General features: G+C 69.7%; 19 protein-coding genes. 8 read left to right on the top strand and 11 right to left on the bottom strand.

Features of this window, described 5'->3' with window-relative positions; genetic code table 11:
* From BJ963_RS06865 to BJ963_RS06885, 5 genes are all read right to left on the bottom strand, one after another.
* Window positions 1-1,743: a peptidoglycan D,D-transpeptidase FtsI family protein gene (locus BJ963_RS06865; RefSeq protein ID WP_179455493.1), complete on the bottom strand. Its 1,743-nt coding sequence runs from the start codon at window positions 1,741-1,743 to the stop codon at window positions 1-3.
* A gap of 20 nt (window positions 1,744-1,763) precedes the next feature.
* A complete protein-coding gene (gene ftsL, locus BJ963_RS06870) occupies window positions 1,764-2,420 on the bottom strand; it encodes a cell division protein FtsL (RefSeq protein ID WP_179455495.1) in 657 nt (218 codons plus the stop codon).
* Entirely contained in the window at window positions 2,417-3,421 is a 1,005-nt protein-coding gene (rsmH, locus tag BJ963_RS06875) for a 16S rRNA (cytosine(1402)-N(4))-methyltransferase RsmH (protein WP_179455497.1), read from the bottom strand. The genes ftsL and rsmH overlap by 4 nt, the downstream gene beginning before the upstream one ends.
* Window positions 3,422-3,536: 115 nt before the next feature.
* Complete coding sequence (gene mraZ / locus BJ963_RS06880) at window positions 3,537-3,968, bottom strand: division/cell wall cluster transcriptional repressor MraZ (RefSeq protein WP_179455499.1); 432 nt, start codon at window positions 3,966-3,968, stop codon at window positions 3,537-3,539.
* Between the two features lie 238 nt (window positions 3,969-4,206).
* Window positions 4,207-4,587: a DUF3040 domain-containing protein gene (locus BJ963_RS06885; protein ID WP_089910035.1), complete on the bottom strand. Its 381-nt coding sequence runs from the start codon at window positions 4,585-4,587 to the stop codon at window positions 4,207-4,209.
* An 80-nt stretch (window positions 4,588-4,667) separates the two neighbouring features.
* Between BJ963_RS06885 and BJ963_RS06890 the strand changes: the two genes are divergently transcribed.
* Entirely contained in the window at window positions 4,668-5,798 is a 1,131-nt protein-coding gene (locus BJ963_RS06890) for a polyprenyl synthetase family protein (protein WP_179455501.1), read from the top strand.
* Window positions 5,799-5,823: 25 nt separating this feature from the next.
* On the opposite strand, the gene BJ963_RS06895 is transcribed toward BJ963_RS06890, so the two are convergent.
* Window positions 5,824-6,165, bottom strand: coding sequence for an Rv2175c family DNA-binding protein (locus BJ963_RS06895; protein WP_179455504.1), 342 nt, complete (start codon window positions 6,163-6,165; stop codon window positions 5,824-5,826).
* Between the two features lie 151 nt (window positions 6,166-6,316).
* On the opposite strand from BJ963_RS06895, the gene BJ963_RS06900 reads away from it, so the two are divergent.
* The 6 genes from BJ963_RS06900 to BJ963_RS06925 all read left to right on the top strand — a co-directional run bounded on the left by BJ963_RS06900 (window position 6,317) and on the right by BJ963_RS06925 (window position 14,202).
* Complete coding sequence (locus BJ963_RS06900; RefSeq protein ID WP_179455506.1) at window positions 6,317-7,435, top strand: LysM peptidoglycan-binding domain-containing protein; 1,119 nt, start codon at window positions 6,317-6,319, stop codon at window positions 7,433-7,435.
* An 86-nt stretch (window positions 7,436-7,521) separates the two neighbouring features.
* Entirely contained in the window at window positions 7,522-9,423 is a 1,902-nt protein-coding gene (gene pknB / locus BJ963_RS06905) for a Stk1 family PASTA domain-containing Ser/Thr kinase (protein WP_179455508.1), read from the top strand.
* 246 nt (window positions 9,424-9,669) lie between these two features.
* A complete protein-coding gene (locus BJ963_RS06910) occupies window positions 9,670-10,653 on the top strand; it encodes a hypothetical protein (RefSeq protein ID WP_179455510.1) in 984 nt (327 codons plus the stop codon).
* Window positions 10,654-10,655: 2 nt separating this feature from the next.
* Window positions 10,656-12,233 (top strand): permuted SH3 domain-containing protein, encoded by a 1,578-nt coding sequence (locus BJ963_RS06915; protein ID WP_246298003.1) that lies wholly within the window; start codon window positions 10,656-10,658, stop codon window positions 12,231-12,233.
* The gene (locus tag BJ963_RS06920; RefSeq protein WP_179455512.1) at window positions 12,230-12,934 is read left to right on the top strand and encodes an ATP-binding cassette domain-containing protein; all 705 of its coding nucleotides are present in this window, start codon (window positions 12,230-12,232) and stop codon (window positions 12,932-12,934) included. The genes BJ963_RS06915 and BJ963_RS06920 overlap by 4 nt, the downstream gene beginning before the upstream one ends.
* Window positions 12,931-14,202 (top strand): ABC transporter permease, encoded by a 1,272-nt coding sequence (locus BJ963_RS06925; RefSeq protein ID WP_179455513.1) that lies wholly within the window; start codon window positions 12,931-12,933, stop codon window positions 14,200-14,202. Before BJ963_RS06920 ends, BJ963_RS06925 begins: the two co-directional genes overlap by 4 nt.
* 81 nt (window positions 14,203-14,283) lie before the next feature.
* On the opposite strand, the gene BJ963_RS06930 is transcribed toward BJ963_RS06925, so the two are convergent.
* The 3 genes from BJ963_RS06930 to BJ963_RS06940 form a co-directional block, all read right to left on the bottom strand.
* Complete coding sequence (locus BJ963_RS06930; RefSeq protein WP_089910014.1) at window positions 14,284-15,612, bottom strand: class II 3-deoxy-7-phosphoheptulonate synthase; 1,329 nt, start codon at window positions 15,610-15,612, stop codon at window positions 14,284-14,286.
* 109 nt (window positions 15,613-15,721) lie between these two features.
* Window positions 15,722-16,411 (bottom strand): lysophospholipid acyltransferase family protein, encoded by a 690-nt coding sequence (locus tag BJ963_RS06935; RefSeq protein WP_089910011.1) that lies wholly within the window; start codon window positions 16,409-16,411, stop codon window positions 15,722-15,724.
* A 28-nt stretch (window positions 16,412-16,439) separates the two neighbouring features.
* Window positions 16,440-17,390: an ROK family glucokinase gene (locus BJ963_RS06940; protein WP_179455515.1), complete on the bottom strand. Its 951-nt coding sequence runs from the start codon at window positions 17,388-17,390 to the stop codon at window positions 16,440-16,442.
* Between the two features lie 149 nt (window positions 17,391-17,539).
* On the opposite strand from BJ963_RS06940, the gene BJ963_RS06945 reads away from it, so the two are divergent.
* Window positions 17,540-19,369, top strand: coding sequence for an AMP-binding protein (locus BJ963_RS06945; RefSeq protein ID WP_179455517.1), 1,830 nt, complete (start codon window positions 17,540-17,542; stop codon window positions 19,367-19,369).
* 15 nt (window positions 19,370-19,384) lie between these two features.
* Here the strand turns inward: BJ963_RS06945 and BJ963_RS06950 are convergent, their stop codons facing one another.
* Both BJ963_RS06950 and BJ963_RS06955 read right to left on the bottom strand, forming a co-directional pair.
* A complete protein-coding gene (locus BJ963_RS06950) occupies window positions 19,385-20,272 on the bottom strand; it encodes a PDDEXK family nuclease (RefSeq protein WP_179455519.1) in 888 nt (295 codons plus the stop codon).
* A 175-nt stretch (window positions 20,273-20,447) separates the two neighbouring features.
* Entirely contained in the window at window positions 20,448-21,293 is an 846-nt protein-coding gene (locus BJ963_RS06955) for an NAD-dependent epimerase/dehydratase family protein (protein ID WP_089909997.1), read from the bottom strand.
* Window positions 21,294-21,301: the final 8 nt, after the last annotated feature.

Genomic DNA, 21,301 nt, shown 5'->3' on the forward strand with positions numbered 1-21,301 from the left:
CTAGTAGTAGGGCGGATAGTCCGCCGGGCTGGACGTCGAAGGCTTCACCCGGTAGGTCTTCAGCACCTGACTCATGATCGTGTGGAACAGCGGAGCGGCGGCTGCCGACGAAGTAATGGTAGTCGGGAACCCGAGGTTGACCGAAACGACGTACTGGGGATCGTCGACCGGCGCGACGCCCATCACGGACACGTAGTACGAGGGCAGGTAGCCGCCCTTGCCGTCCGGCTGCTGGGCCGTTCCGGTCTTCGCGGCGATGCGGTAGCCGGGGATCTGGAGCTGCTTCTTGAGCTCGCCGTCGGTGACGACGGACTCCAGCATCCCGAGCGTCGTCGCGGCCGCCTGCGCGGACACGACCGGCGTGGGCTTGGTGTTCGGGATGTCCGTCACCGAGCCGTCCGGGTGCTGGCAGCCTTCGACCAGCGACAGCGGGATGCGGGTGCCGCCGTTGGCGAGCGCCTGGTACGCGCCGACCATCTGCAGCTGGGTGGCCGAGACACCCTGACCGAACATCGTCGCGTACTTGGTCTGGTCGTCCCAGTCCTTCACGGGGTGGAGTTCGCCCGAGGACTCGTCCGGGTACGGAAGCCCGGTCGGGTCGCCGATCCCGAACTTCTTCAGATAGTCGTATCGCGTCTGGTCGCTCAGTGCGCGGCCCAGCTGCGACATCCCGGTGTTGGACGACATCATGAGCACTCCGGTCAGCGTGAGCCGGAGCGGGGCGTGGTATCCCGAGTCGTGCAGATCGGCCCCGTTGCCGGACTGCCACGAGTACGGCGCGAGCACCTGGGACGTCGGCGTCGCCTTCCCCTGGTCGATCAGCATCGCTGCGGTCAGCGCCTTGAAGGTGGAGCCGGGCTCCCGCGGGTCGGTGAGGGGCTGCAGACGCCAGAAGGACGGATCGGTCGCGTCGATGTTGTTGGGGTCGAGCGACGGCACCTGCGCGATCGCCTTGATCTTCCCGGTCTTCGCCTCGGCCACCGTCACGAAGCCGAACTTGGACCCGGTCGCGGCGACCTGCTGGGCTAGCGTCTGCTGGGCGAACCACTGCAGATCCGAATCGATGGTCAGCTTGAGGGTGCCGCCGTCCTTCGCGGGCTTCTGCACGACCGTGCTGCCGGGGATGGCCACCCCGTCGGCGCCGCGCTGGTACGTCTCCTCGCCGTTCTCGCCGGCCAGGCAGCCGTTCTCGCTGGCCTCGAGCCCGGCGTCGCCGCCCTGCGACAGGTAGCCGAGCAGGTTGCCGGCGACCGCGCCGTTCGGGTAGCTGCGAGCCTGCTTCTTGGTGAAGGTGAGCCAGGGGTACGGCAGCTTGTCGAGCTTGTCGAACGTTCCGACGTCCATTCCGGACTTGATGAGTACGTACTGCGACTTCGGGTCGGCCTTGAGCGCCGCATCGATGAGGGCGACGACCGCGTCGCCGCCCTGACCGGTGATCGCCCCGATCTTCGCGGCGGCCTCGACCATCTTGTCCCGGCCGCCGGCGATCGCATCCTTCGGGGAGGCCGCCGCCGTGTAGGTGTAGATCGTGGTGGCCAGCACCGTTCCGTCGCTGTCGACGATGTCGCCGCGGTTGCCGAGCAGCGGGGTCGAGACCTCTTTCGCCGTCACCGACTGCCGCTGCAGGGCATCCGCCCGCACGACCTGGATGTCGACCAGCTTGGCGCCCAGGATGCCGACGGTCGCCGCGACGGCGAGGACCGTCACGGCGGTCCGCCGCCGCAGCATCTTCTTGCTGACCATGCCCCGCATCCGTCCCGTCGTCAGTGCGTCACCGGGGTCGGCAACGCTCCCTGCAACGGTACGGTCGGAGTGGCACCCGAGGCGGTAGCCCCACCCGGAGTTGTGGAATTCCCAGCCTGCCCCGCCGTTGTGGACGGATTCACCGGCTGCTGCGGCTGCGTCACCAGCGAGACGCCCGCGAGGAGCGCATTCGGCACCAGGTTGCCCTGCGTCCCGGTGACGGTCCCCGCCGCCCCGCTGGCCGGGAGCGGCGCACCGAGCACCGCCCCGTCGGACAGGCGCAGGTAGGCCGGGTTGCTGTTGCTGACCATGCCGAGGGCGTTCGCGTTCGCGGCCAGGTTCTGCGGCGAAGCCACGCGGTTGAGGTCCTCCGAGACCGCCTGGTACGAACGCTGCAGCTCGGTCTGCTTCGACTCCAGGGTCTGCAGCTGGTAGGCGCCCTGGGACAGGCCGATGCTGAGGAGCAGCTGCGCCACGACGACGCCGAGCAGGGTCGCGACGGCGATGCCCGCATACAGTGCCCGGGGACGAGCGCGTCGCTGCGACCGGGTCGGGACGACCTCCAGGTGGGTGCGCTTCTGCTCCTCCACCGGGGCGGGGAGGGCGCCGCCCCGCCACAGGGCCGCAGGGCGCCTGCGCCCGGTGACCGGGACCGCTTCTGCCAGATTGCCGCTCACGAACGCCTCCTCGTCTCGTCCTTGCCGGTGGATGCGCCGCTCGCCGGTCGCACCCGTTCGGCCGCCCGCAGGCGCACCGGGGTGGCCCTCGGGTTGGCGGCCTTCTCGTCGTCGTCGGCCAGCTCGGCGCCGCGGATCAGGAGCTTCAGCTCCGGCCGGTGCTCGGGCAGCTCGACGGGAAGTCCTGCGGGAGCGCTCGATGTGGACCGCGCCTGGAGTTCCCGCTTGACGATGCGGTCCTCGAGCGACTGATACGCCTCCACGACGATGCGGCCGCCGACGGCGAGGGAGTCGATGGCAGCCGGGATCGCACGCTGCAGCACCGCGAGCTCCTGATTGACCTCGATCCGCAGGGCCTGGAACACGCGCTTGGCGGGATGCCCCTGTCGCTGCAGCGCCGCGGGCGTCGCCTTGATGATCAGGTCGACCAGCTGACCGGAGCGCACCAACGGCTCGCGCTCGCGCGACTCCACGATGCGCGAGGCGTAGCGCCCCGCCAGCTTCTCCTCGCCGTAGTCGCGGAAGATACGGCGGAGGTCGGCCTCGGAGTACTCCGCGAGAACGGTCGCCGCGGTGAGCTCGCTCGTGCCGTCCATCCGCATGTCGAGCGGTGCGTCCTTCGAGTACGAGAAGCCGCGCTCGACGCGGTCGAGCTGGAGGGAGGAGACGCCGAGGTCGAACAGCACACCGTCGACCGCCTCGAATCCGAGCCCTTCGATGGCCTCGCGGATGCCGTCGTAGACGGTGTGGACGAGGTGGACGCGGTCGCCGAAGCGCTCGAGCCGCTCCCCCGCGATCGCCAGCGCCTCGGGGTCGCGGTCGAGTCCGACCAGCGTGACATCGGGGAAACGCTCCAGGATGCCGGCGGAGTGGCCGCCCATCCCGAGGGTCGCGTCGGCGAAGACGGCGCCCGGCCTGGTCAGCGCGGGACCGAGCAGTTCGATGCAGCGCTCCAGGAGGACCGGGGTGTGGATGCGGGAGGTGTCGTCGGATTCGGTCATGGTCGTTCGGGACGGGCCGCCTGCCCCTGGATCCGGATCCCCATCCATTCCGACCTGACACCGGGGAAGTGGTGTCAGGGCGTATGGCTGGGAGTCCGGCGCCAGGGACGCGGGGTCAGAAGAGTCCCGGGATCACCTCCTCCTCCGTGTTCGCGAACGCTGCCTCCTGCTCGGCCAGGTACTTCTCCCAGGCCTGGGCGTCCCAGATCTCCGCGCGGCTGCCCGCGCCGATCACGACCAGGTCGCGATCGAGTCCCGCGTACGTGCGCAGCGCGGACGGGATGGTCACCCGGTTCTGCTTGTCCGGGACCTCCGCGCTCGCCCCCGAGAGGAAGACGCGCAGGTAGTCACGGGCCTGCTTGCTCGTCACCGGCGCCTGGCGGATCTTCTCGTGGAGCGATTCGAACTCGCGCTGAGAGAAGACGTAGACGCAGTGCTCCTGGCCGCGGGTCAGGACGAGGCCGGACGCGAGCTCATCCCGGAATTTCGCCGGCAGGATGATGCGCCCCTTCTCGTCCAGCTTGGGGGCATGCGTACCGAGGAACATCGGCTGCCACCCCCACTCTCCCGGCCCAGGTTGCGGTGTGACTCCACTTTACTCCACTTCCATCCACAAAGTCGCCCATTTCGGCCATATTGCCCCGAAATGGGGACGCCGTGCCCTGAAATCACGCGGAATTCTTGGGTGGAGGAAAGTGGAGCGCCGGGGACGTCCCGGGAGCACGAAAAAGGGCCGATCAGACGATCGGCCCTTCGATGAAGAACGGGTGGAGCGGAGTGGAGGGTTAGCCCTCGCCGCCGTCGTTGCGCTTGTCCCAGCGGTCGTTCATGCGGTCCATGAAGCCCGTCTGGCCGCCGCGCGCCTTCGCCTTCTTCGGCTCGGCGGCTCCGGGCTCGACGGCGACGCGCTTGCCCGGGGCGATGGAGACGAGGACGCCCGCGAACATCACGACGAAGCCCAGGATGCCGACGATCGGCTGACGGTAGTAGACCCCGGCGATCAGGACGCCGACACCGACGACGGCGAGCAGGATGCCGAGGACGATCGACCGGTAGGCGGGACGTGCCCGCTTGCCCCCGACCTTCGCGACGAAATCTGCGTCGTTCTGATAGAGACTGCGTTCCATCTCTTCGAGGAGGCGCTGCTCATGTTCCGAAAGCGGCATCCGATTCCCCCTCTTTCTCGCGGGTTCGAGGCTTCAGTGAGGTCGATTCTAGACCTCACGTGTCTGGCTAGGCTAGGCGTGTGTCTGAAAGCATCCGATTCGTCGACCTCATCCAGTCAAGAATCGATGGATTCTTCGATGCGCGTGCCTCCATTCTCGTCTCCATCGCCGACGAGCTCTCTCCGGTAGCGGCGTTCTCAAGGGAATTTCTCAGCGGCGGCAAGCGCTTCCGTGCGCTGTTCTGCTTCTGGGGATGGCAGGCCGTCCGCACCGCCGACGACGCGGGCGACGACGGCGGCGAGACCGGGCCCGTGACGGCCGGCGGCGCGCTCGACGCCGTCGTCTCGGTCGCCAGTGCACTCGAGCTGTTCCACGCCGCCGCGCTCGTCCACGACGACCTGATCGACAACTCCGACACCCGCCGCGGCAAGCCCGCTGCGCACAAGCGCTTCGAGCACCTCCACGCGTCCGAGGGATGGGGCGGCTCCGGCGCGATGTTCGGCACCGGCGCCGCCACCCTCCTGGGCGATCTGCTGCTCATCCTCAGCGACGAACTGTTCGACGAGGGCCTGACGCAGCTGGTGAGCGCACCCGCACGCCGCGCGACGCGCGCGGAGTTCAACCGCATGCGGCTGGACGTCACCGCCGGCCAGTACCTCGACATCTTCGAGGAGATCGGCTGGTCCGGCCGCCCCGACTCCGAGCAGCTGGAGCGCGCGGAGCGGGTCATCGTCTACAAGTCGGCCAAGTACTCCATCGAATCCCCGCTGCTGATCGGCGCGAGCCTGGCCGGCGCCACCGTCGGGCAGCTGGAAGCGCTCCGGGCGTTCGGTCTCCCGCTCGGCATCGCGTACCAGCTGCGCGACGACCTGCTCGGCGTCTTCGGAGACGCCGACGTGACGGGCAAGCCCAGCGGCGACGACCTCCGCGAGGGCAAGAGGACGGTCCTGATCGCGCTGACGCGTCAGGCCATCCCCTCCGGCGCGCGGGCCGCACTGGACGAGCTGCTCGGCGACCCCGAGCTGACGCCGGAGCAGATCCGGACGATGCAGCTGACCATCCGCGAGTCCGGGGCCGTCGATACGGTGGAGCGCATGATCGCCCAGAACGTGGCGCGCGCCATCGAGGCGCTCGATGCTGCGCCGCTCGGGGCAGCCGCCACGGGCCAGCTCCGCGACCTCGCGGTCGCTGTCACGCGTCGGAGCGCCTGAGCCCGAGCTGCCGGCTTCGGCCGATTCAGGCCAGCGCTTGGGCCACGCGGCGCACCTCGGCCTTGCGGCCGGCGCGCAGAGCCTCGATGGGCGACGTGCCCAGGCTCTCCTCCTCGGCGAGCAGCCAGTCGACGGACTCCTCGTCGCTGAAGCCGTCGTCCGCCAGGACGATCAACGTGCCCCGGAGCTCGCCTAGCGGCTGCCCGTCCTTCAGGAAGGACGCGGGCACCTTGAGCACGCCGTCGACGCGCTTGGCTCCCAGGTGGCGGTCCTCGATGAGCCGACGGACGCGGCTCACGCTCAGTCCCATCAGCTCGACGAGGTCGGGTACGGTCAACCACTCGGTGGTCTGGACGTGCTCGGTCACCCCACCAGCGTGCCACGGATCACCACCCGGCGAGAAGCCGGGGTAATTGTTACGATCATGTAAACCCGTTTCACATCCGTCACTCCTGTTGACTCCTTTCTTCTTCTGTGTCAGCGTGATGGGCAACGTGTCACTCGAAGAGGGGGGTCACATGGCTCTGGCAGACACCGGCAGGTCGCGCGGCATCCTGGGAACCGTGCCGATCGCGGTGGCGAGTTCGCTCGCCGTGACCCTGAACCTCGTCACCCCCGCACAGGCGGCGCCGCGGGAGGACCGCGCGACCGATCGCGCGGGCGACACCGGCGAGGTCAGCCCCCTCGAACGCGCCGCCCTCGGCAGCACCATCGGCATGACGCCGGCCGCCTCCTCCTTCACGTCCGCTCCGCGCACCGCCGTCGCCGACGCCCCCGCCACCTATCGCGTGCAGTCGGGCGACACGGTCTCGGGGATCGCCGCGCGATTCGGGCTCTCCACCGCCGCTGTGCTCGCCATGAACGGCCTGAGCTGGAAGAGCCTGATCTTCCCCGGCCAGGTCCTCGCCCTGGCGCAGGCGGGAGCGGTCGCGGCCCCCGCTCCGGCGGCCCCGGCCCCCGCGGCACCGGCCGCCCCCGCGACCACGGTGTACTCGGTCGTGCGCGGCGACACCATCAGCGGCATCGCCGGCCGATTCGGCGTCACCACGCGCGCGGTGCTCGCCGCCAACGGCCTGAGCAGCTCCAGCCTGATCTTCCCCGGGCAGCAGATCCACATCCCCGGAATGACCGCAGCGGCGCTCGACACGCCCACGGCCGCGCCGGTCGCGGCTCCCGCACCGGTCGCCGCTCCCGCACCGCTGCCCACCGCGTCCGCCGGGCAGGTCGTCGCTCTCACCGACGAGATGCGCGCGAACGCGCAGCTCATCATCGCCGTCGGCCGCCGGCAGGGCGTTCCGGACCAGGGCATCGTCGTCGCTCTCGCGGCGGCGGCGCAGGAATCCGGCCTCCGCAATGTCCGCTACGGCGACCGCGACTCCCTCGGGCTGTTCCAGCAGCGGCCGAGCACCGGGTGGGGCACGCCGGAGCAGGTGCTCGACCCGACCAGGGCGACCCTCGCCTTCTACGGCGGGGCGGGCAATCCCAACGCGGGTCGCACCCGCGGCCTCCTCGACATCCCCGGGTGGATGGGCATGAGCGTCACCCAGGCTGCGCAGGCCGTGCAGATCTCGGCGTTCCCCGACGCCTACGCCAAGTGGGAGACGTCCGCGCGCACCTGGCTGGCCCAGCTCGGCTGAGCCGGAATGTCACAGCCCGATCACAGCCACGGCGTCCACCGGTGTTTTGCAGGGTTCGATCACGGCTCGTTCCCTAGACTCGATCCGTGACCACGAGCCAGACCGACCCGATGATCGGACGTCTCATCGACGGCCGGTATCAGGTGCGCTCGCGGATCGCCCGTGGCGGCATGGCGACGGTCTATCTCGCGACCGATCTGCGCCTGGAGCGCCGGGTCGCCATCAAGATCATGCACGGCCACCTCGCCGACGACTCCACGTTCAAGAGCCGCTTCGTGCAGGAGGCGCGCTCCGCCGCGCGGCTGGCGCATCCCAATGTCGTCAACGTCTTCGACCAGGGCCAGGACTCCGACATGGCCTACCTGGTCATGGAGTACCTGCCCGGCATCACCCTGCGCGATTTGCTGAAGGACTACGGCAAGCTCACCCCCGAGCAGACGATCGACATCATGGAGGCGGTGCTCTCCGGGCTGGCGGCCGCGCACAAGGCGGGCATCGTCCACCGCGACCTCAAGCCGGAGAACGTCCTGCTGGCCGACGACGGCCGCATCAAGATCGGCGACTTCGGGCTCGCCCGGGCGGCCAGCGCCAACACCGCCACCGGCCAGGCGCTGCTCGGGACGATCGCCTACCTCTCCCCCGAGCTGGTCACCCGCGGCGTCGCCGACGCCCGCAGCGACATCTACGCGCTCGGCATCATGATGTACGAGATGCTCACCGGCCAGCAGCCCTTCCAGGGCGAGCAGCCGATGCAGATCGCCTACCAGCACGCCAACGACGCCGTCCCGGCGCCGAGCAGCAAGAACCCGGCCGTTCCCGCCGAACTCGACGAGCTCGTCCTCTGGGCGACCGAGAAGGATCCGGACCGCCGGCCGCGCGACGCGCGCGAGATGCTCGACCGGCTGCTGGAGGCCGAGAAGGCGCTCCGGGGCGAAGCCGTCCTGCAGCCGACAATGGTCCTGCCTCCCGCGTACGAGATCGACGAGGGCGACACCCAGATCATCAACCCGGCGATCCGCCAGCAGGTGGCGTCGAACACCCCCGCCGCGGCGACCACGCTGACGGCGGCCGCCGCCAAGCGGCGCTCGAAGGGCTGGTGGCTGTTCGCCCTCGTGCTCGTGCTCACGGGCGTCGCGGCCGGAACGGGATGGTACTTCGGCGCGGGTCCCGGCTCACTGGTCGCGGTCCCGAATGTCGTGAACACGGCGCCGGACGCCGCGGCCTCGCAGCTGCAGAAGCTCGGCTTCAAGACCGCTCAGACTCCGGAGTACAGCACGACCGTCGCAGCGGGGAAGGTGTCGAGCACCGACCCGCACGCCGGTGTCCCGGCCGGACGCGGAAGCACGGTGACGCTCCGGGTGTCGCAGGGGCCCAAGCCGGTGACCATCCCACCGCTCGCCGGCACGACGCTCGACACGGCGAAGAGCGCGATCACCGGCGTCGGGGCCAAGGTCGGAACGGTCGCCGAGCAGTTCGACGCGAAGGTTCCGGCGAACACCGTGATCTCGGCCACCCGTGCCGACACCGGAGCGGACATCTCCGGCGGCGGCGACTACTTCGAGGCCGCGGCGGTGAATCTCGTCGTGTCGGTCGGCCCCATCCCGGATGTCGCAGGCAAGTCGGTGGAGGACGCCTCCGCGATCCTCGGCAAGGTCAAGCTCCTCACCTCCGCGGGCCCGCAGAGTTACAGCGACACGGTCAAGGAGGGCGACGTCATCTCCGCCCAGCCGCAGCACGAGCCCGTCCGGCCCGGCGACACGCTCCTCCTGGAGACGTCGAAGGGCCCGGAGCCCGTCACCATCCCGGACGTGGTGGGGAAGAACTGGAGCGACGCCAAAAAGGCGCTCACCGACGCCGGATTCACTCTCAAGTACAGCGCGATCGCCGACGTCGCACCGAGTGCGTTCGTCGTCTCGAAGGTGTCGCCGGCGGCCAACACCCAGGCACCCAAGGGTTCGACCATCACGGTCAACTTCGCCGGGTTCTGACCGGCCGCCGCGTTCAGCGCGCCTCCGCTTCCTTCCGCCGCTTGATCGGCGCCGTCGTTTCCCGCGTAGACCGTTCGCCTTGCTCAAATATTAGTTGTTAACACTCTGCTTTTCCATATCTCGTACCAAGGGATGAGTCCTATCATCCACGGAGGCGACGACAGCCACTGCGTCGCTCCGCTGGAATCGACGGAAGCGGGTCGGCCGCCCGGCCGCCCCGCCTCCGAGACAAAGGAATCGACAGACATGACCCACCCCCGCCGCATTCGCCGCGTCGGCTTCGCCGCCTCGCTCGCCGTCCTCGCCGTCACATCTGCAGCGCTGACCGGCTGCGCCGGCGACGCAACCTCGTCCTCGCTCGACGCGAAGGACAGCCCGTTGTACAAGATCCTCGGGCCGCTGGGCGGGCTGGACGACAAGGAGGCGCTCCGAAAGCAGGAGCGCGCGGTCCAGAAGGCCGCCGCCCAGTGCATGACGGACGAGGGGTTCGAGTACAAGCCGTCCGACAGCGCGGCGTCCACCATCACCGTCGGCGGCCCGGACAGTGAGAAGAGCGAGGACTGGGTCTCCAAGAACGGCTACGGCTTCTCCCGCGGACTCAATTCCGAGAAGGACGACCCCAACCAGGACTACGTGGATTCGCTGTCCGACACCCAGCAGACCGCCTACTACGAAGCGCTCTACGGCCCGGCGACGGAGGCCGGGGCCGACGACGCCGACGCCGACGGCGGCACCGAGGCCGAAGGCGGCACGACCGCCACGGGGTGCCTGAACGAGGCGTACCGCTCGGTGACGAAGACCTCCTTCTGGGAGGACGAGAAGTACAAGAAACTTCTCGACTCCGCCTCCGCTCTCTTCGAGAAGGTCGAGAAGTCGCCCGCCGTCAAGAAGGCCGCGGCGAACTGGTCGGACTGCATGGCCGACGCCGGGTACTCCGAGATGGACACGAAGGCGGATGCCATGAATCACGTGTCGGAGAAGATGAGTGCCCTCTACGACGCCCCGGGTGACGCGACCGGGGACGGTCAGCCGTCCGAGCCGTCGGCCGCCGACATCAAGGAGTTCCGCGACCTGGAGATCAAGGTCGCCCTGGCCGACTTCCGCTGCGACGCGAAGACGGGCTACGAGAACGCGAAGCTCGCCGTGCAGTTCGAACTCGAGGAGAAGTTCGTGCGGGAGCACAAAGCCGAGCTGGACGAGCTGGTCGACGCCTACGGCGACAAGAAATGATGATGCGGATCCGTCGACGCGCCGACCGCCGGCCGGTGGATGAGGTCGGGATCGACGACCTCATCCCGGGCGACGACTCCGCTGCCGCCCCGGCCGGGACAGACGGCCAGAGCACACCGGCAGCATCCGGCTGGTCGCGCGTGCTGCGAGGCAATCGGCTGTTGTGGCTCGTGGCCGGCGCCTCCGTCGTCTGCCTCGCAGCCGGGTACGCCGGCGGCGCCCTGCTCTCGTCGGCCGACGCCGCCGAGACACCGGGGAAGGGCGGTCCGATCACCGTCCCCGTCGAGTCGAGGGTGCTCTCCAACACGGTGAAACTGCGCGGAGACGCCGCGTTCGACGATGCCGTCGAGGTGAAAGTCGCCGCCGGCGACCTGGAGGGGCCCGCCGTCGTGACGGGAACGGTCCCCGAGGTCGGCGCGACGCTCGACGCGCTCAGCGTGGCGCTGGAGGTCGCGGGGCGCCCGGTGATCGTCCTCCCCGGGGCGCTTCCCGCCTACCGCACGCTGCGTGCCGGACAGAAGGGGCCGGATGTCGCCCAACTGAAGGAGGCGCTCCGTGCCGTGGGGATCGACCCGGGCGCGTCCGATGTCTACGACGCCGCGACGGCGAACGCCGTCGTCGCCCTGTACCAGCGGGTCGGCTACGCCCCGCCGGCCGTCAAGGCGGAGGCGAAGTCCGCCGTCGAGGGCGCGCAGGAAGCGGTCGCCGGCGCCGAGAAAGCGCTCGCGAGCGCACAGCGCGAACTCGCCGCGGCGAGCAAGGGAGCCGACGCCGCGAGGCGCGTGGAGCTCGAGAACGCCGTGAGGGATGCCGAACGCGAGCTGGCCACGGCCCGCTCGGGCGGCGACGGCTCGGCGATCGCCCGCGCCGAGGACGCGCTCCGACTCGCGCAGACGCAACTCTCGGTCGGCCTCTCCGCGCCGGACACCAGCGCCGAGTCCGGGGCCGTTGGCGACGCTCGAAAAGCCCTCGCCGCGGCGCAGGAGGACCTCGCGAAGGCGAACGAGGAGGCCCTGACCCCGCTGCCGGCCAACGAAGTCCAATTCCTGCCGACGCTCCCGCGCCGGGTCGACGAGGTGCGCACCGCCCGCGGGAAGATCCTCGAAGGCGCCGCCATGACCGTATCGGGAGCGACCCTGGCGATCACGGCTCGCGCCACCGCCGCCGACGCCGAGCTGCTGAAGAGCGGGCTGGCCGCGTCCATCGAACTCCCCGACGGCTCCGAGCTGGCGGCCACCGTCACGAACGTGAAGCCGCGGAAGGCCGACGAGGGCGAGGAGAAGAAGTCCGGCCGGTCGTGGGACGTCGCACTCGCGCTCATCTCGCCCACCCCGAAGCAGGTCGAGCAGCTGCGCGGGCAGAACGTGCGCGTCATCATCCCGGTGAAGGCGACGGCGGGGAAGGTCCTGGTCGTGCCGGCCGCCGCCCTCACAGCGGGGCCGGGAGGCGAGAGCCGGGTCGAGGTGGCGAAAGGCGACGCCACCCGCGTGGTCACGGTGAAGACCGGCCTCGCGGCCGACGGCCTCGTCGAGATCAGCGGGAAGATCGCCGCAGGCGACCGGGTGGTGGTCGGCCGGTGAACGACGTGCTCCTCGGCCTCGACGCCGTCACCAAGATCTTCCCGGGGCCGCCTGCCGTCGAAGTGCTGCACCCGACCGATCTGGCGGTGGAGCAGGGAGGCTACGCGTCCATCGTCGGGCCGAGTGGGTCGGGCAAGTCGACCCTGCTCAACCTGCTGGGGCTGCTCGACCGTCCGACGACCGGCGAGTACCGGTTCAACGGGGTCCCGACGACCGGGCTCGCCGACGAGGAGCGTGCCCGGTTGCGCGCACGCAGCATCGGCTTCGTCTTCCAGTCGTTCCATCTGATCCCCGAACGGACGGTGCTGGAGAACGTCCTGCTCTCGACGCTGTACAGCGGCGTGGCGCGGGCCGAGCGCGTCGACCTGGCCAGGACTGCGATCGAGCGCGTCGGGCTCGGCCACCGCGTCGACCACACACCGCTGACCCTCTCGGGCGGCGAGCGACAGCGGGTCGCCGTCGCCCGCGCGACGATGACGTCCCCCAAGCTCCTGCTCGCCGATGAGCCCACCGGCAACCTCGACCAGAACACCTCGGGGCAGGTGATGGACCTCTTCGAGGAGCTGAACGCCGACGGGATGGCCGTCGTCATCATCACGCACGACGCAGCGGTCGCGAAGCGCGCGCGCCGCGTCATCCGCATCGTCGACGGCACGGTGGAGGACGGCACGGTGGAGGACGGCACGGTGGAGGAGCGATGAAGCCGCCCGCCCTCATCCGCCGCCTCTTCGCGAGGCCCCGGCGGCCCGCCGACCCGGACCGCTTCACGGCCCAGGATCTCGCGGCGGAGGCAGTCAGGAGCCTCGGCGGACGCCCGGGGCGCCTTCTGCTCACCACGGTCGGCACCGTCCTCGGCATCGGCTCGCTCGTGGTCACCTACGGGCTCGCCCAGACGACCAACGCCGAACTCGCCCGGCAGCTCGACCCGACGCAGGCGACCCACTTCCTCGTCGAGCCGGAGAAGACCCGCGACAGTTCGGGCGCATCCCGACCGGTCACCGCCTTCCCGTCCGATGCCGACCGCCGGGCGGCAGGCCTCCACGGCGTCGAGGCCGCCGGCCTCATCGCCGAGGTGCCCACTGCCGACGCCGCCATCACCACCGTCCCGGTGAACGACCCGTCCGCGGCGCAGACCCTCCCGCCCATCGTGTTCTCCGCGAGTCCCGGCCTCCTGGATGCGGTCGGCGCGCACATCGCGACCGGCCGCACCTTCGACACCGGGCACCGCGGCCGCGCCGACCGCGTGGCCGTGCTCGGGAAGGACGCCGCGGCAGAGCTCGGCGTGTCACGCGTGGACGGTCAGCCCACCGTCTTCATCGGAACGCTCGCGTACACCGTCATCGGCATCCTCGACCGCACCGAGCAGCGCACGGATCTGCTGTCGGCGGTGCTCATCCCGGACTCCACCGCACGTCACGACTTCGAGGCGCCCGTTGGAGACGAACTGCACCTCCGGGTGAAGCGCGGGCTCGGCCCGCTGATCGAGCACCAGGTCCCGATCGCGCTGTCGCCGAACGCGCCGGACAGCTTCCGGCCCCAGGTCGTCAGCGGCTCGGAACGTGCGGCGCAGGCCCGCTCCGACACCAATGTCGCCTTCCTCCTCCTCGGCATCATCTCGCTCCTGGCCGGTGCGCTCGGCATCGTCAACGTCACGATCCTCTCCGTGAAGGAACGCACGGGCGAGATCGGCCTGCGCCGCGCGCTCGGGGCGACCTCCCGCGACATCGGGTCGCAGTTCATGGTCGAGACGGGCATCATCGGCGTGATCGGCGGACTCGCCGGCACCGCCCTCGGCGTCGTCGCGGTGGTCGTCATTGCGGCGACCCAGCAGTGGGCGCCCGCGATGGACGGGTGGGTGGCGATTGCGGCCCCGGCTCTCGGCACCGCGATCGGCCTCGTGGCCGGGATGTATCCGGCCCGCCGCGCCGCGCGGATCGAACCGGCGACGGCGCTCCGCAGCGGCATCTGATGGATCGCGGAAGGAGGCGCCGTCCGCCGCGCGGCGGACGGCGCCTCCCCTCGCGTCAGGCGTCTCCCCGTGTCAGGCGCCTCAGCCGGCCGAGAGCTCCTCGGCCACCAGGAATGCCAGCTCGAGCGACTGCATGTGGTTGAGCCGCGGGTCGCAGAGGGACTCGTAGCGCGTCGCCAGCGTCGCCTCGTCGATGTGCTCGGAGCCGCCGAGGCACTCGGTCACGTCGTCGCCGGTGAGCTCCACGTGGATGCCGCCCGGGTTCGTGCCGACGGCGCGGTGCGCCTCGAAGAAGCCCTTGACCTCGTCCACGACGTCGTCGAACCGGCGCGTCTTGTAGCCGGTCGGCGTCGTCAGACCGTTGCCGTGCATCGGATCGGTGACCCACAGCGGCTTCGCGTCTGACCGCTTGATGGCCTCGAGCAGTGGAGGAAGCGCATCGCGGATCGTGCCGGCGCCCATGCGTGTGATGAACGTCAGACGGCCGGGCTCGCGCTCCGGGTCCAGCTTGTCGATCAGGCGCAGCATGTCGTCGCGGGAGGTGGACGGGCCCAGCTTCACGCCGATCGGGTTGCGCACCCGCGACAGGAAGTCGACGTGCGCTCCGTCGATGTCGCGCGTCCGCTCGCCGATCCAGACGAAGTGCGCCGACGTGTTGTACGGCGTGCCCGTCCGGGAGTCGATGCGCGTCATCGGGCGCTCGTAGTCCATGAGCAACGCCTCGTGGCTGGAGTAGAATTCCACGCGCTTCAACTCGTCGAAGTCGGCACCGGCCGCCTCCATGAACTTGATGGCGCGGTCGATCTCGCGGGCGAGACCCTCGTAGCGCTGATTCGCCGGGTTGGCGGCGAAGCCGCGGTTCCAGCTGTGCACCTGGCGCAGGTCGGCGAAACCACCCTGCGTGAACGCGCGGATGAGGTTCAGCGTGGAGGCGGCGGTGTGGTACCCCTTCACCAGGCGGCTGGGGTCGGCCTCGCGCGACTCCGGCGTGAAGTCGTAGCCGTTGACGATGTCGCCGCGGTAGGCGGGGAGGGTGACGCCGTTGCGCGTCTCCGTATCGCTGGAGCGCGGCTTGGCGAACTGCCCCGCCATGCGGCCCATCTTGATGACGGGCACCGAGGCGCCGTAGGTCAAGACGACGGCCATCTGCAGCACGGTCTTGACGCGGTTGCGGATCGCATCCGCTGTCGCCCCGGCGAAGGTCTCGGCGCAGTCGCCGCCCTGCAGGAGGAACGCCTCGCCCTCGGCGGCCCGGGCCAGCCGGGTCCGGAGCTGGTCGACCTCGCCGGCGAACACCAGCGGCGGGAGGGTGGCGATCTCAGCGGACGCGGCGGCCGCGGCCTCCGGGTCCGGCCAGGCCGGCTGCTGCTTGATCGGGAGCGTGCGCCAATACTCCAGGCCCTCGATCACGGACTCGTCAGGTCGCACGACGGGCTCTGTGGTCTGTAGCACTGGTCTTCCGCTCACTCAAGGGATGGATGGGATATCCGAGCCTATCGCGAAAGCCGTGGGGGCCGTCCTACTGTGACAGCGTCGCCCGCTTCTCCTTGACCGTGCTGGCGTACACGTCGACGTACTCCTGGTCGCCCAGGCGCTGCAGTTCGTACATGATCTCGTCGGTGACCGAGCGCAGGATGAAGCGGTCGCCTTCCATCCCGTCGAACCGCGAGAAGTCCAGGGGCTCCCCCACGATGATCCCGATGCGCCCGATCTTCGGCAAGCGCCGGCCGATCGGCATGATCCGGGCGGTGTCGACCATCGCGACGGGCACGACGGGGACGCCGGCCTCCAGGATCATCCGCGCGACGCCCGTCCGCCCACGGTAGAGCTTGCCGTCGGGACTGCGCGTGCCCTCCGGATAGATGCCGAGGATCTCGCCGCGGGCCAGCACGGCGAGCCCGGTGTTGAGCGACGCCTCCGAGGCCTTGCCGCCGGAGCGGTCGATGGGCAGCTGGCCGGTCGCGTTCATGAACGCCTTTGTCGCCCATCCCTTCAGTCCCCTGCGGGTGAAGTAGTCGCTCTTCGCGAGGAACGACACGTGCCGGTCGACCTCGAGCGGCAGGAAGATCGAGTCGATGAACGACAGATGATTGCTCGCCAGGATCACCGGCCCGTCGGCAGGGATGTTCTCGAGCCCGACCACCCACGGCCGGAAGATCCCGCGCAGCAGCGGCCCCGCGATCACGTACTTCATCAGCCAGTAGAACATCGAACCGAAGCCTATCCCCGCGGTGCGCCTAGAGCGAGGATGCGTGCAGTCGTGCCAGATCGGCCGCGCCCACCACGCCGGCGTCGTTCACCAGCTCCGCGATCGCGAACTCGGGCTCCGGATGGAAGCCGCGGGCGGGCAGGTTCTCCAGGTACGCCAGGCGGATGGGCTCCAGCAGCAGTTCGCCGGCCTGCGCGACACCGCCGCCGAAGACGAACAGCTGAGGGTCGAGGATGGCTCCGAGGCTCGCGCAGGCCTGCCCGAGCCAGTCGCCCAGCTGCCGAAGCGCTGCGAGGGCGCCCGGGTCGCCCTCGGTGATCAGTGCGCTGATGTCCGTTCCAGTCAGCGCGCCGGTCCTCGAGCGCACGTCCGCGAGGCCCTGGCCGATGCCGCCGGCGTCCGCCAGCTCGTTCGCCATGCGCTGCAGCGCGCGGCCCGATCCGTACTGCTCGATGCAGCCGTGCGCGCCGCAGCCGCAGGGCAGGCCGCCGGGGACGACCCGCATGTGCCCGATCTCGGCTCCGGCGCCGAACCCGCCGCGGAACAGCCGGTCGTTGCTGACGATCGCCCCGCCGACGCCTGTGCCGATGGTGAGGACCACCATGTCGGAGACGAGGCGGCCCGCGCCGTACCGGAACTCGGCCCAGCCGGCCGCGTTCGCGTCGTTCTCGATGATGACCGGGATGTCGAGGCGCTCCTCGAGCTTCTCCCGGAAGGGCTCGTGGCGCCAGTTGATGTTGGGCGCGTAGTACACGGTCGACTGCGCCGCGTCGATGAATCCCGCCGCAGCCACTCCGGCGCCGGCGATCTCCTCCGGCCCGTCGCTGAGGCGCTCGATCATCGCGACGACGGCGTTCTCGATCTCCTCCGGACGCGTCGCGTCGGTGGGGACGCGGTCCTCCCGGACGATCGTTCCGAGCTCGTCGACGAGGGCTCCTGCGATCTTGGTCCCTCCGATGTCGATGCCGATGGCGTGCACGTGGGGGCCTTCCTGGAGGGATGGTCAGAGGGAGGGGCGGTCGGGCCGGGTCTCGGGCGAGCCGCAGCGGGACCATCTAGAGTGTAATCAACCGAATCGCCCCCAGCCATTCGGCCGAACGCCCGCCCGCCGGTACCGAGGGAGCTACCGTGAAAGAGATCCTGACCCCCGCGATCGTCCCAGCAGACCCGGACGCCAACGCCACCGACCTGCTCGTGGACCGCGTGGCGCAGACGCCGGACCAGCCGCTGTTCAGCCTGCCCGACGGCGACGGATGGCGCGACATCACGACCGCAGAGTTCCACCGCCAGGTGATCGCTCTCGCGAAAGGCCTGGTGGCCGCAGGCATCCAGCCCGGCGACAAGATCGGGCTGATGTCGAAGACGCGGTACGAGTGGACGCTGATCGACTTCGCCGTCTGGTTCGCCGGGGCCGTGCTGGTGCCGATCTACGAGACGTCCTCCCCCACCCAGATCCAGTGGAACATGTCCGACTCCGGCGCCATCGCGGTGTTCCTCGAGAACGCCGAGATGCACGCGCGCTTCGACGAGGTGCACCCGGAGCTCCCCGACATCCGCACCGTCTGGCAGCTGCACCTCGGCGACCTGGACAAGCTGGCCGCCGCGGGCGTCGGCGTGCCCGACGAGGAGATCGAGCGTCGCCGCCGCATCGCCAAGGGTTCCGACATCGGCACGCTGATCTACACCTCCGGCTCGACCGGACGGCCGAAGGGATGCGTCCTCACCCACTCGAACTTCGTCGAGCTCTCGCGCAACTCGGCCGAGGCGCTCAAGCAGGTCGTGCAGCAGCCGGGCGGCGCATCCACTCTGCTCTTCATCACCACCGCGCACGTCTTCGCGCGCTTCATCGCCGTTCTCTGCGTCACCGGCGGTGTGAAGGTCGGCCACCAGGCCGACACCAAGCAGCTGCTGCCCGCGCTGGGCAGCTTCAAGCCCACGTTCCTGCTGGCCGTGCCGCGGGTCTTCGAGAAGGTCTACAACTCGGCGGAGCAGAAGGCGGAGTCCGCGGGCCGCGGCAAGATCTTCCGCGCCGCCGCCGAGGTCGCCGTCGAGCACTCGAAGGCCGTCGAGGCCGGTTCGGTGCCCTTCGGGCTGAAGCTCAAGTTCGCGCTGTACGACCGCCTGGTCTACTCCAAGCTCCGCGCCGCGATGGGCGGCCGCGTGAAGTTCGCCGTGTCCGGCTCCGCCCCGCTGGGGTCGCACCTCGGCCACTTCTATCACAGCCTGGGAATCAAGGTCCTCGAGGGATACGGTCTCACCGAGACCACGGCGCCCGCCACCGTGAACAGGCCGGACTCCTTCCGCATCGGCACGGTCGGCCCGGCGCTGCCCGGCGTCGACCTGCGTCTCGCGGACGACGGCGAGATCGAGGTGCGCGGCATCAACGTCTTCAAGGAGTACTGGAAGAACCCGGAGGCGACCGCGGCCGCGTTCGACGACGGCTGGTTCCGCACCGGCGACCTCGGCGCGTTCGATGACGACGGATTCCTCACCATCACGGGCCGCAAGAAGGAGATCATCGTCACCGCCGGCGGCAAGAACGTCTCGCCCGCAGCGCTCGAGGACCCGATCCGGTCGAACCCGCTGGTGAGCCAGGTGATCGTCGTCGGCGACCAGAAGCCGTTCATCTCCGCGCTCATCACGCTCGACACGGAGATGCTGCCGACCTGGCTCGCCAACAACGGCGAGGACAAGGACATGACCCTCGCCGAAGCCTCGGTCAACCCGGCGGTCCACGCTGAGATCCAGCGCGCCATCGACCACGCGAACGCGGGCGTCTCGCGGGCCGAGAGCGTCCGCAAGTTCGTGGTGCTCGCGACGGAGCTGAGTGAGGCGAGCGGCCACCTCACGCCGAAGATGAGCATCAAGCGGAACGTCATCCTCGCCGACTTCGCCGACGTGATCGACGGCATCTACAGCGACAACCCCCGCACCGAGGGCTTCTCGCTCGCCCACTGACGCCCCCCTTCCCCTTCACGATTCGTCACGAATCGCGCTCGTTCGTGCCGAACGGGCGTCATTCGTCACGAATCGCGCGAGACGAGAGACCAGGGCGTCACGATTGTGGAAGAGATCGTCCGCGGTGACACGGACGATCCGCCACCCTTCGGCTTCGAAGTGCTCGTGACGTCTGATGTCGACGCCCCATTGCCGTCGCTCCCGGTGGCCGTCACCCTCGTACTCGAACGCGATCCGCCGCTCGCGGATGCTGAGGTCCGGATGAAGGGTCAGTCTGCCGCTGTCGACGACGACCGGGCTGTTGACTTCGAGGTCGCAGAATCCGAGCTCTTCCAGCAGCAGTCGAAGGAGCGTCTCTGGCCGTGAGTCGGCGCCGACACGGATGCGCGGGAGCGCCCACGCTCGTGCACGTGCGCCCTTCGTGCCGCTGCACTGATCGACTGCATCGCTGAGGGCACCGACATCCGTCTGAGCGTCACGCGAGCGCGCGCCCACCAGATGATCTCCGGCCGCGACGAGGTCCAGTGCGCCGAGCACCGTCGACAGCTGGCACCACACGAGCTCCGGTGAGCAGACGGGCAGCCCGTCGACCGACTCACCGGAGAGTACTCCCAGACTGTGCCCGATCACGCCCCGGCCGCGCGGCGGCGTGCGCGGGAAGGATACCGAGACGTGCAGCGCTCCGTCCGTGACGTCGGCGGGAAGCGGAACGCCCAGCAACTCGGCCGCGGTCTGATGGCTGAAGAAGGCCCCTTCCGGCAGAAGTGGAAGATAGGCATGACAGAGTGAACGGACGCTGCTCGGCGCGATCGCGACGCGAACCCCGTGGAAAGGGCGCAGCGGATCGGGGTGCCGTGCCACGCGTGTGGTCGCCGACGCAGTCAGCGTTCGATTGCCTCGCATGCTTCATCGTCTCGTCAGGCCGGGTGTCGCAAGGCCGAGCGGCCGAATCTGTGGAGAAGTCGTCCATCCACAACCGTCTCCCGCAGTGCATGCTGCGGCTGATTCGTCACGAATGCGCGCGGTTCGTGACGAATCTCGAGGTTTCGGCACGAATCGCGAGGGAGGGAGCGAAGTCTCAGACCTCGTCGCGCCAGGAGTGCTCGGGCGCGTAGCCGAGGATGCGGCGCGCCTTGTCGATCGACAGCAGCGTGTCGTTGACGCCCAGCTCGCGCTTCAGCGGCACGCCGGGGAACACCTCGGCGACGAGCTCGTCGTTGGGGCGGCTCATCACGGTGTCGGCGGCGGCGATGATGAACCGGTCGAACCCGGTCGTGTCCCACTCCAGCGCCCGGCGAATGGCCTGGGCGCCGTCGCGGGCGTCGATGTAGCCCCACAGGTTCCACTTGCGCGCCCACGGGTCGTCGTCGAACGCGGGGAACGCGGCGTAGTCCTCCGGATCCATCACGTTGGAGAAGCGCAGCGCCACGATCTTCAGCGCGGGATCCCAGCGCACCAGCTCGATCGCCATCTGCTCCTCGAGGTGCTTCACCAGGGAGTAGGTGCTCTCCGGCCGCGCGGGGTAGTCCTCATCGACGGGGATGTACGGCGGCGGCACGTCGAACGGCAGGCCCAGGACGGTCTCGCTCGATGCGTACACGACATTACGGATGCCGGCCCGGCGCGCGGCCTGGAACACGTTGTAGGTGACCCGGATGTTGTTGTGGAACGTGGCCACATCGGTCAGGATGCCCGGCGCCGGGACGGCCGCCAGGTGCACGATCGCGTCGAAGCCGTCGTGCTCGTCGTTGACACCGAAGATCGCATCCACCGTCTGCCCGTAGTCGGTGAGGTCGACCCGGACGAAGCCGGGACCGCGCTCCCCCGCCGCATCCAGGGAGACGACGACGTCCCCCGACTTCCGCAGCTCGCGCACGACAGTGCGTCCGAGCTTGCCCGATCCTCCGGTGACCGCGATTCGCATACGGCCAG

Source organism: Leifsonia soli, from assembly GCF_013408745.1.
GTDB lineage: Bacteria > Actinomycetota > Actinomycetes > Actinomycetales > Microbacteriaceae > Leifsonia > Leifsonia soli.

What these genes read in the sequence shown, in the direction of transcription:
- BJ963_RS06865 (WP_179455493.1), bottom strand. Translation starts at nt 1,743, where the DNA reads ATGGTCAGCAAGAAGATGCTGCGGCGGCGGACCGCCGTGACGGTCCTC.
- rsmH (WP_179455497.1), bottom strand. Translation starts at nt 3,421, where the DNA reads ATGACCGAATCCGACGACACCTCCCGCATCCACACCCCGGTCCTCCTG.
- mraZ (WP_179455499.1), bottom strand. Translation starts at nt 3,968, where the DNA reads ATGTTCCTCGGTACGCATGCCCCCAAGCTGGACGAGAAGGGGCGCATC.
- BJ963_RS06885 (WP_089910035.1), bottom strand. Translation starts at nt 4,587, where the DNA reads ATGCCGCTTTCGGAACATGAGCAGCGCCTCCTCGAAGAGATGGAACGC.
- BJ963_RS06900 (WP_179455506.1), top strand. Translation starts at nt 6,317, where the DNA reads ATGGCTCTGGCAGACACCGGCAGGTCGCGCGGCATCCTGGGAACCGTG.
- BJ963_RS06910 (WP_179455510.1), top strand. Translation starts at nt 9,670, where the DNA reads ATGACCCACCCCCGCCGCATTCGCCGCGTCGGCTTCGCCGCCTCGCTC.
- BJ963_RS06915 (WP_246298003.1), top strand. Translation starts at nt 10,656, where the DNA reads ATGCGGATCCGTCGACGCGCCGACCGCCGGCCGGTGGATGAGGTCGGG.
- BJ963_RS06925 (WP_179455513.1), top strand. Translation starts at nt 12,931, where the DNA reads ATGAAGCCGCCCGCCCTCATCCGCCGCCTCTTCGCGAGGCCCCGGCGG.
- BJ963_RS06935 (WP_089910011.1), bottom strand. Translation starts at nt 16,411, where the DNA reads ATGTTCTACTGGCTGATGAAGTACGTGATCGCGGGGCCGCTGCTGCGC.
- BJ963_RS06950 (WP_179455519.1), bottom strand. Translation starts at nt 20,272, where the DNA reads ATGCGAGGCAATCGAACGCTGACTGCGTCGGCGACCACACGCGTGGCA.
- BJ963_RS06955 (WP_089909997.1), bottom strand. Translation starts at nt 21,293, where the DNA reads ATGCGAATCGCGGTCACCGGAGGATCGGGCAAGCTCGGACGCACTGTC.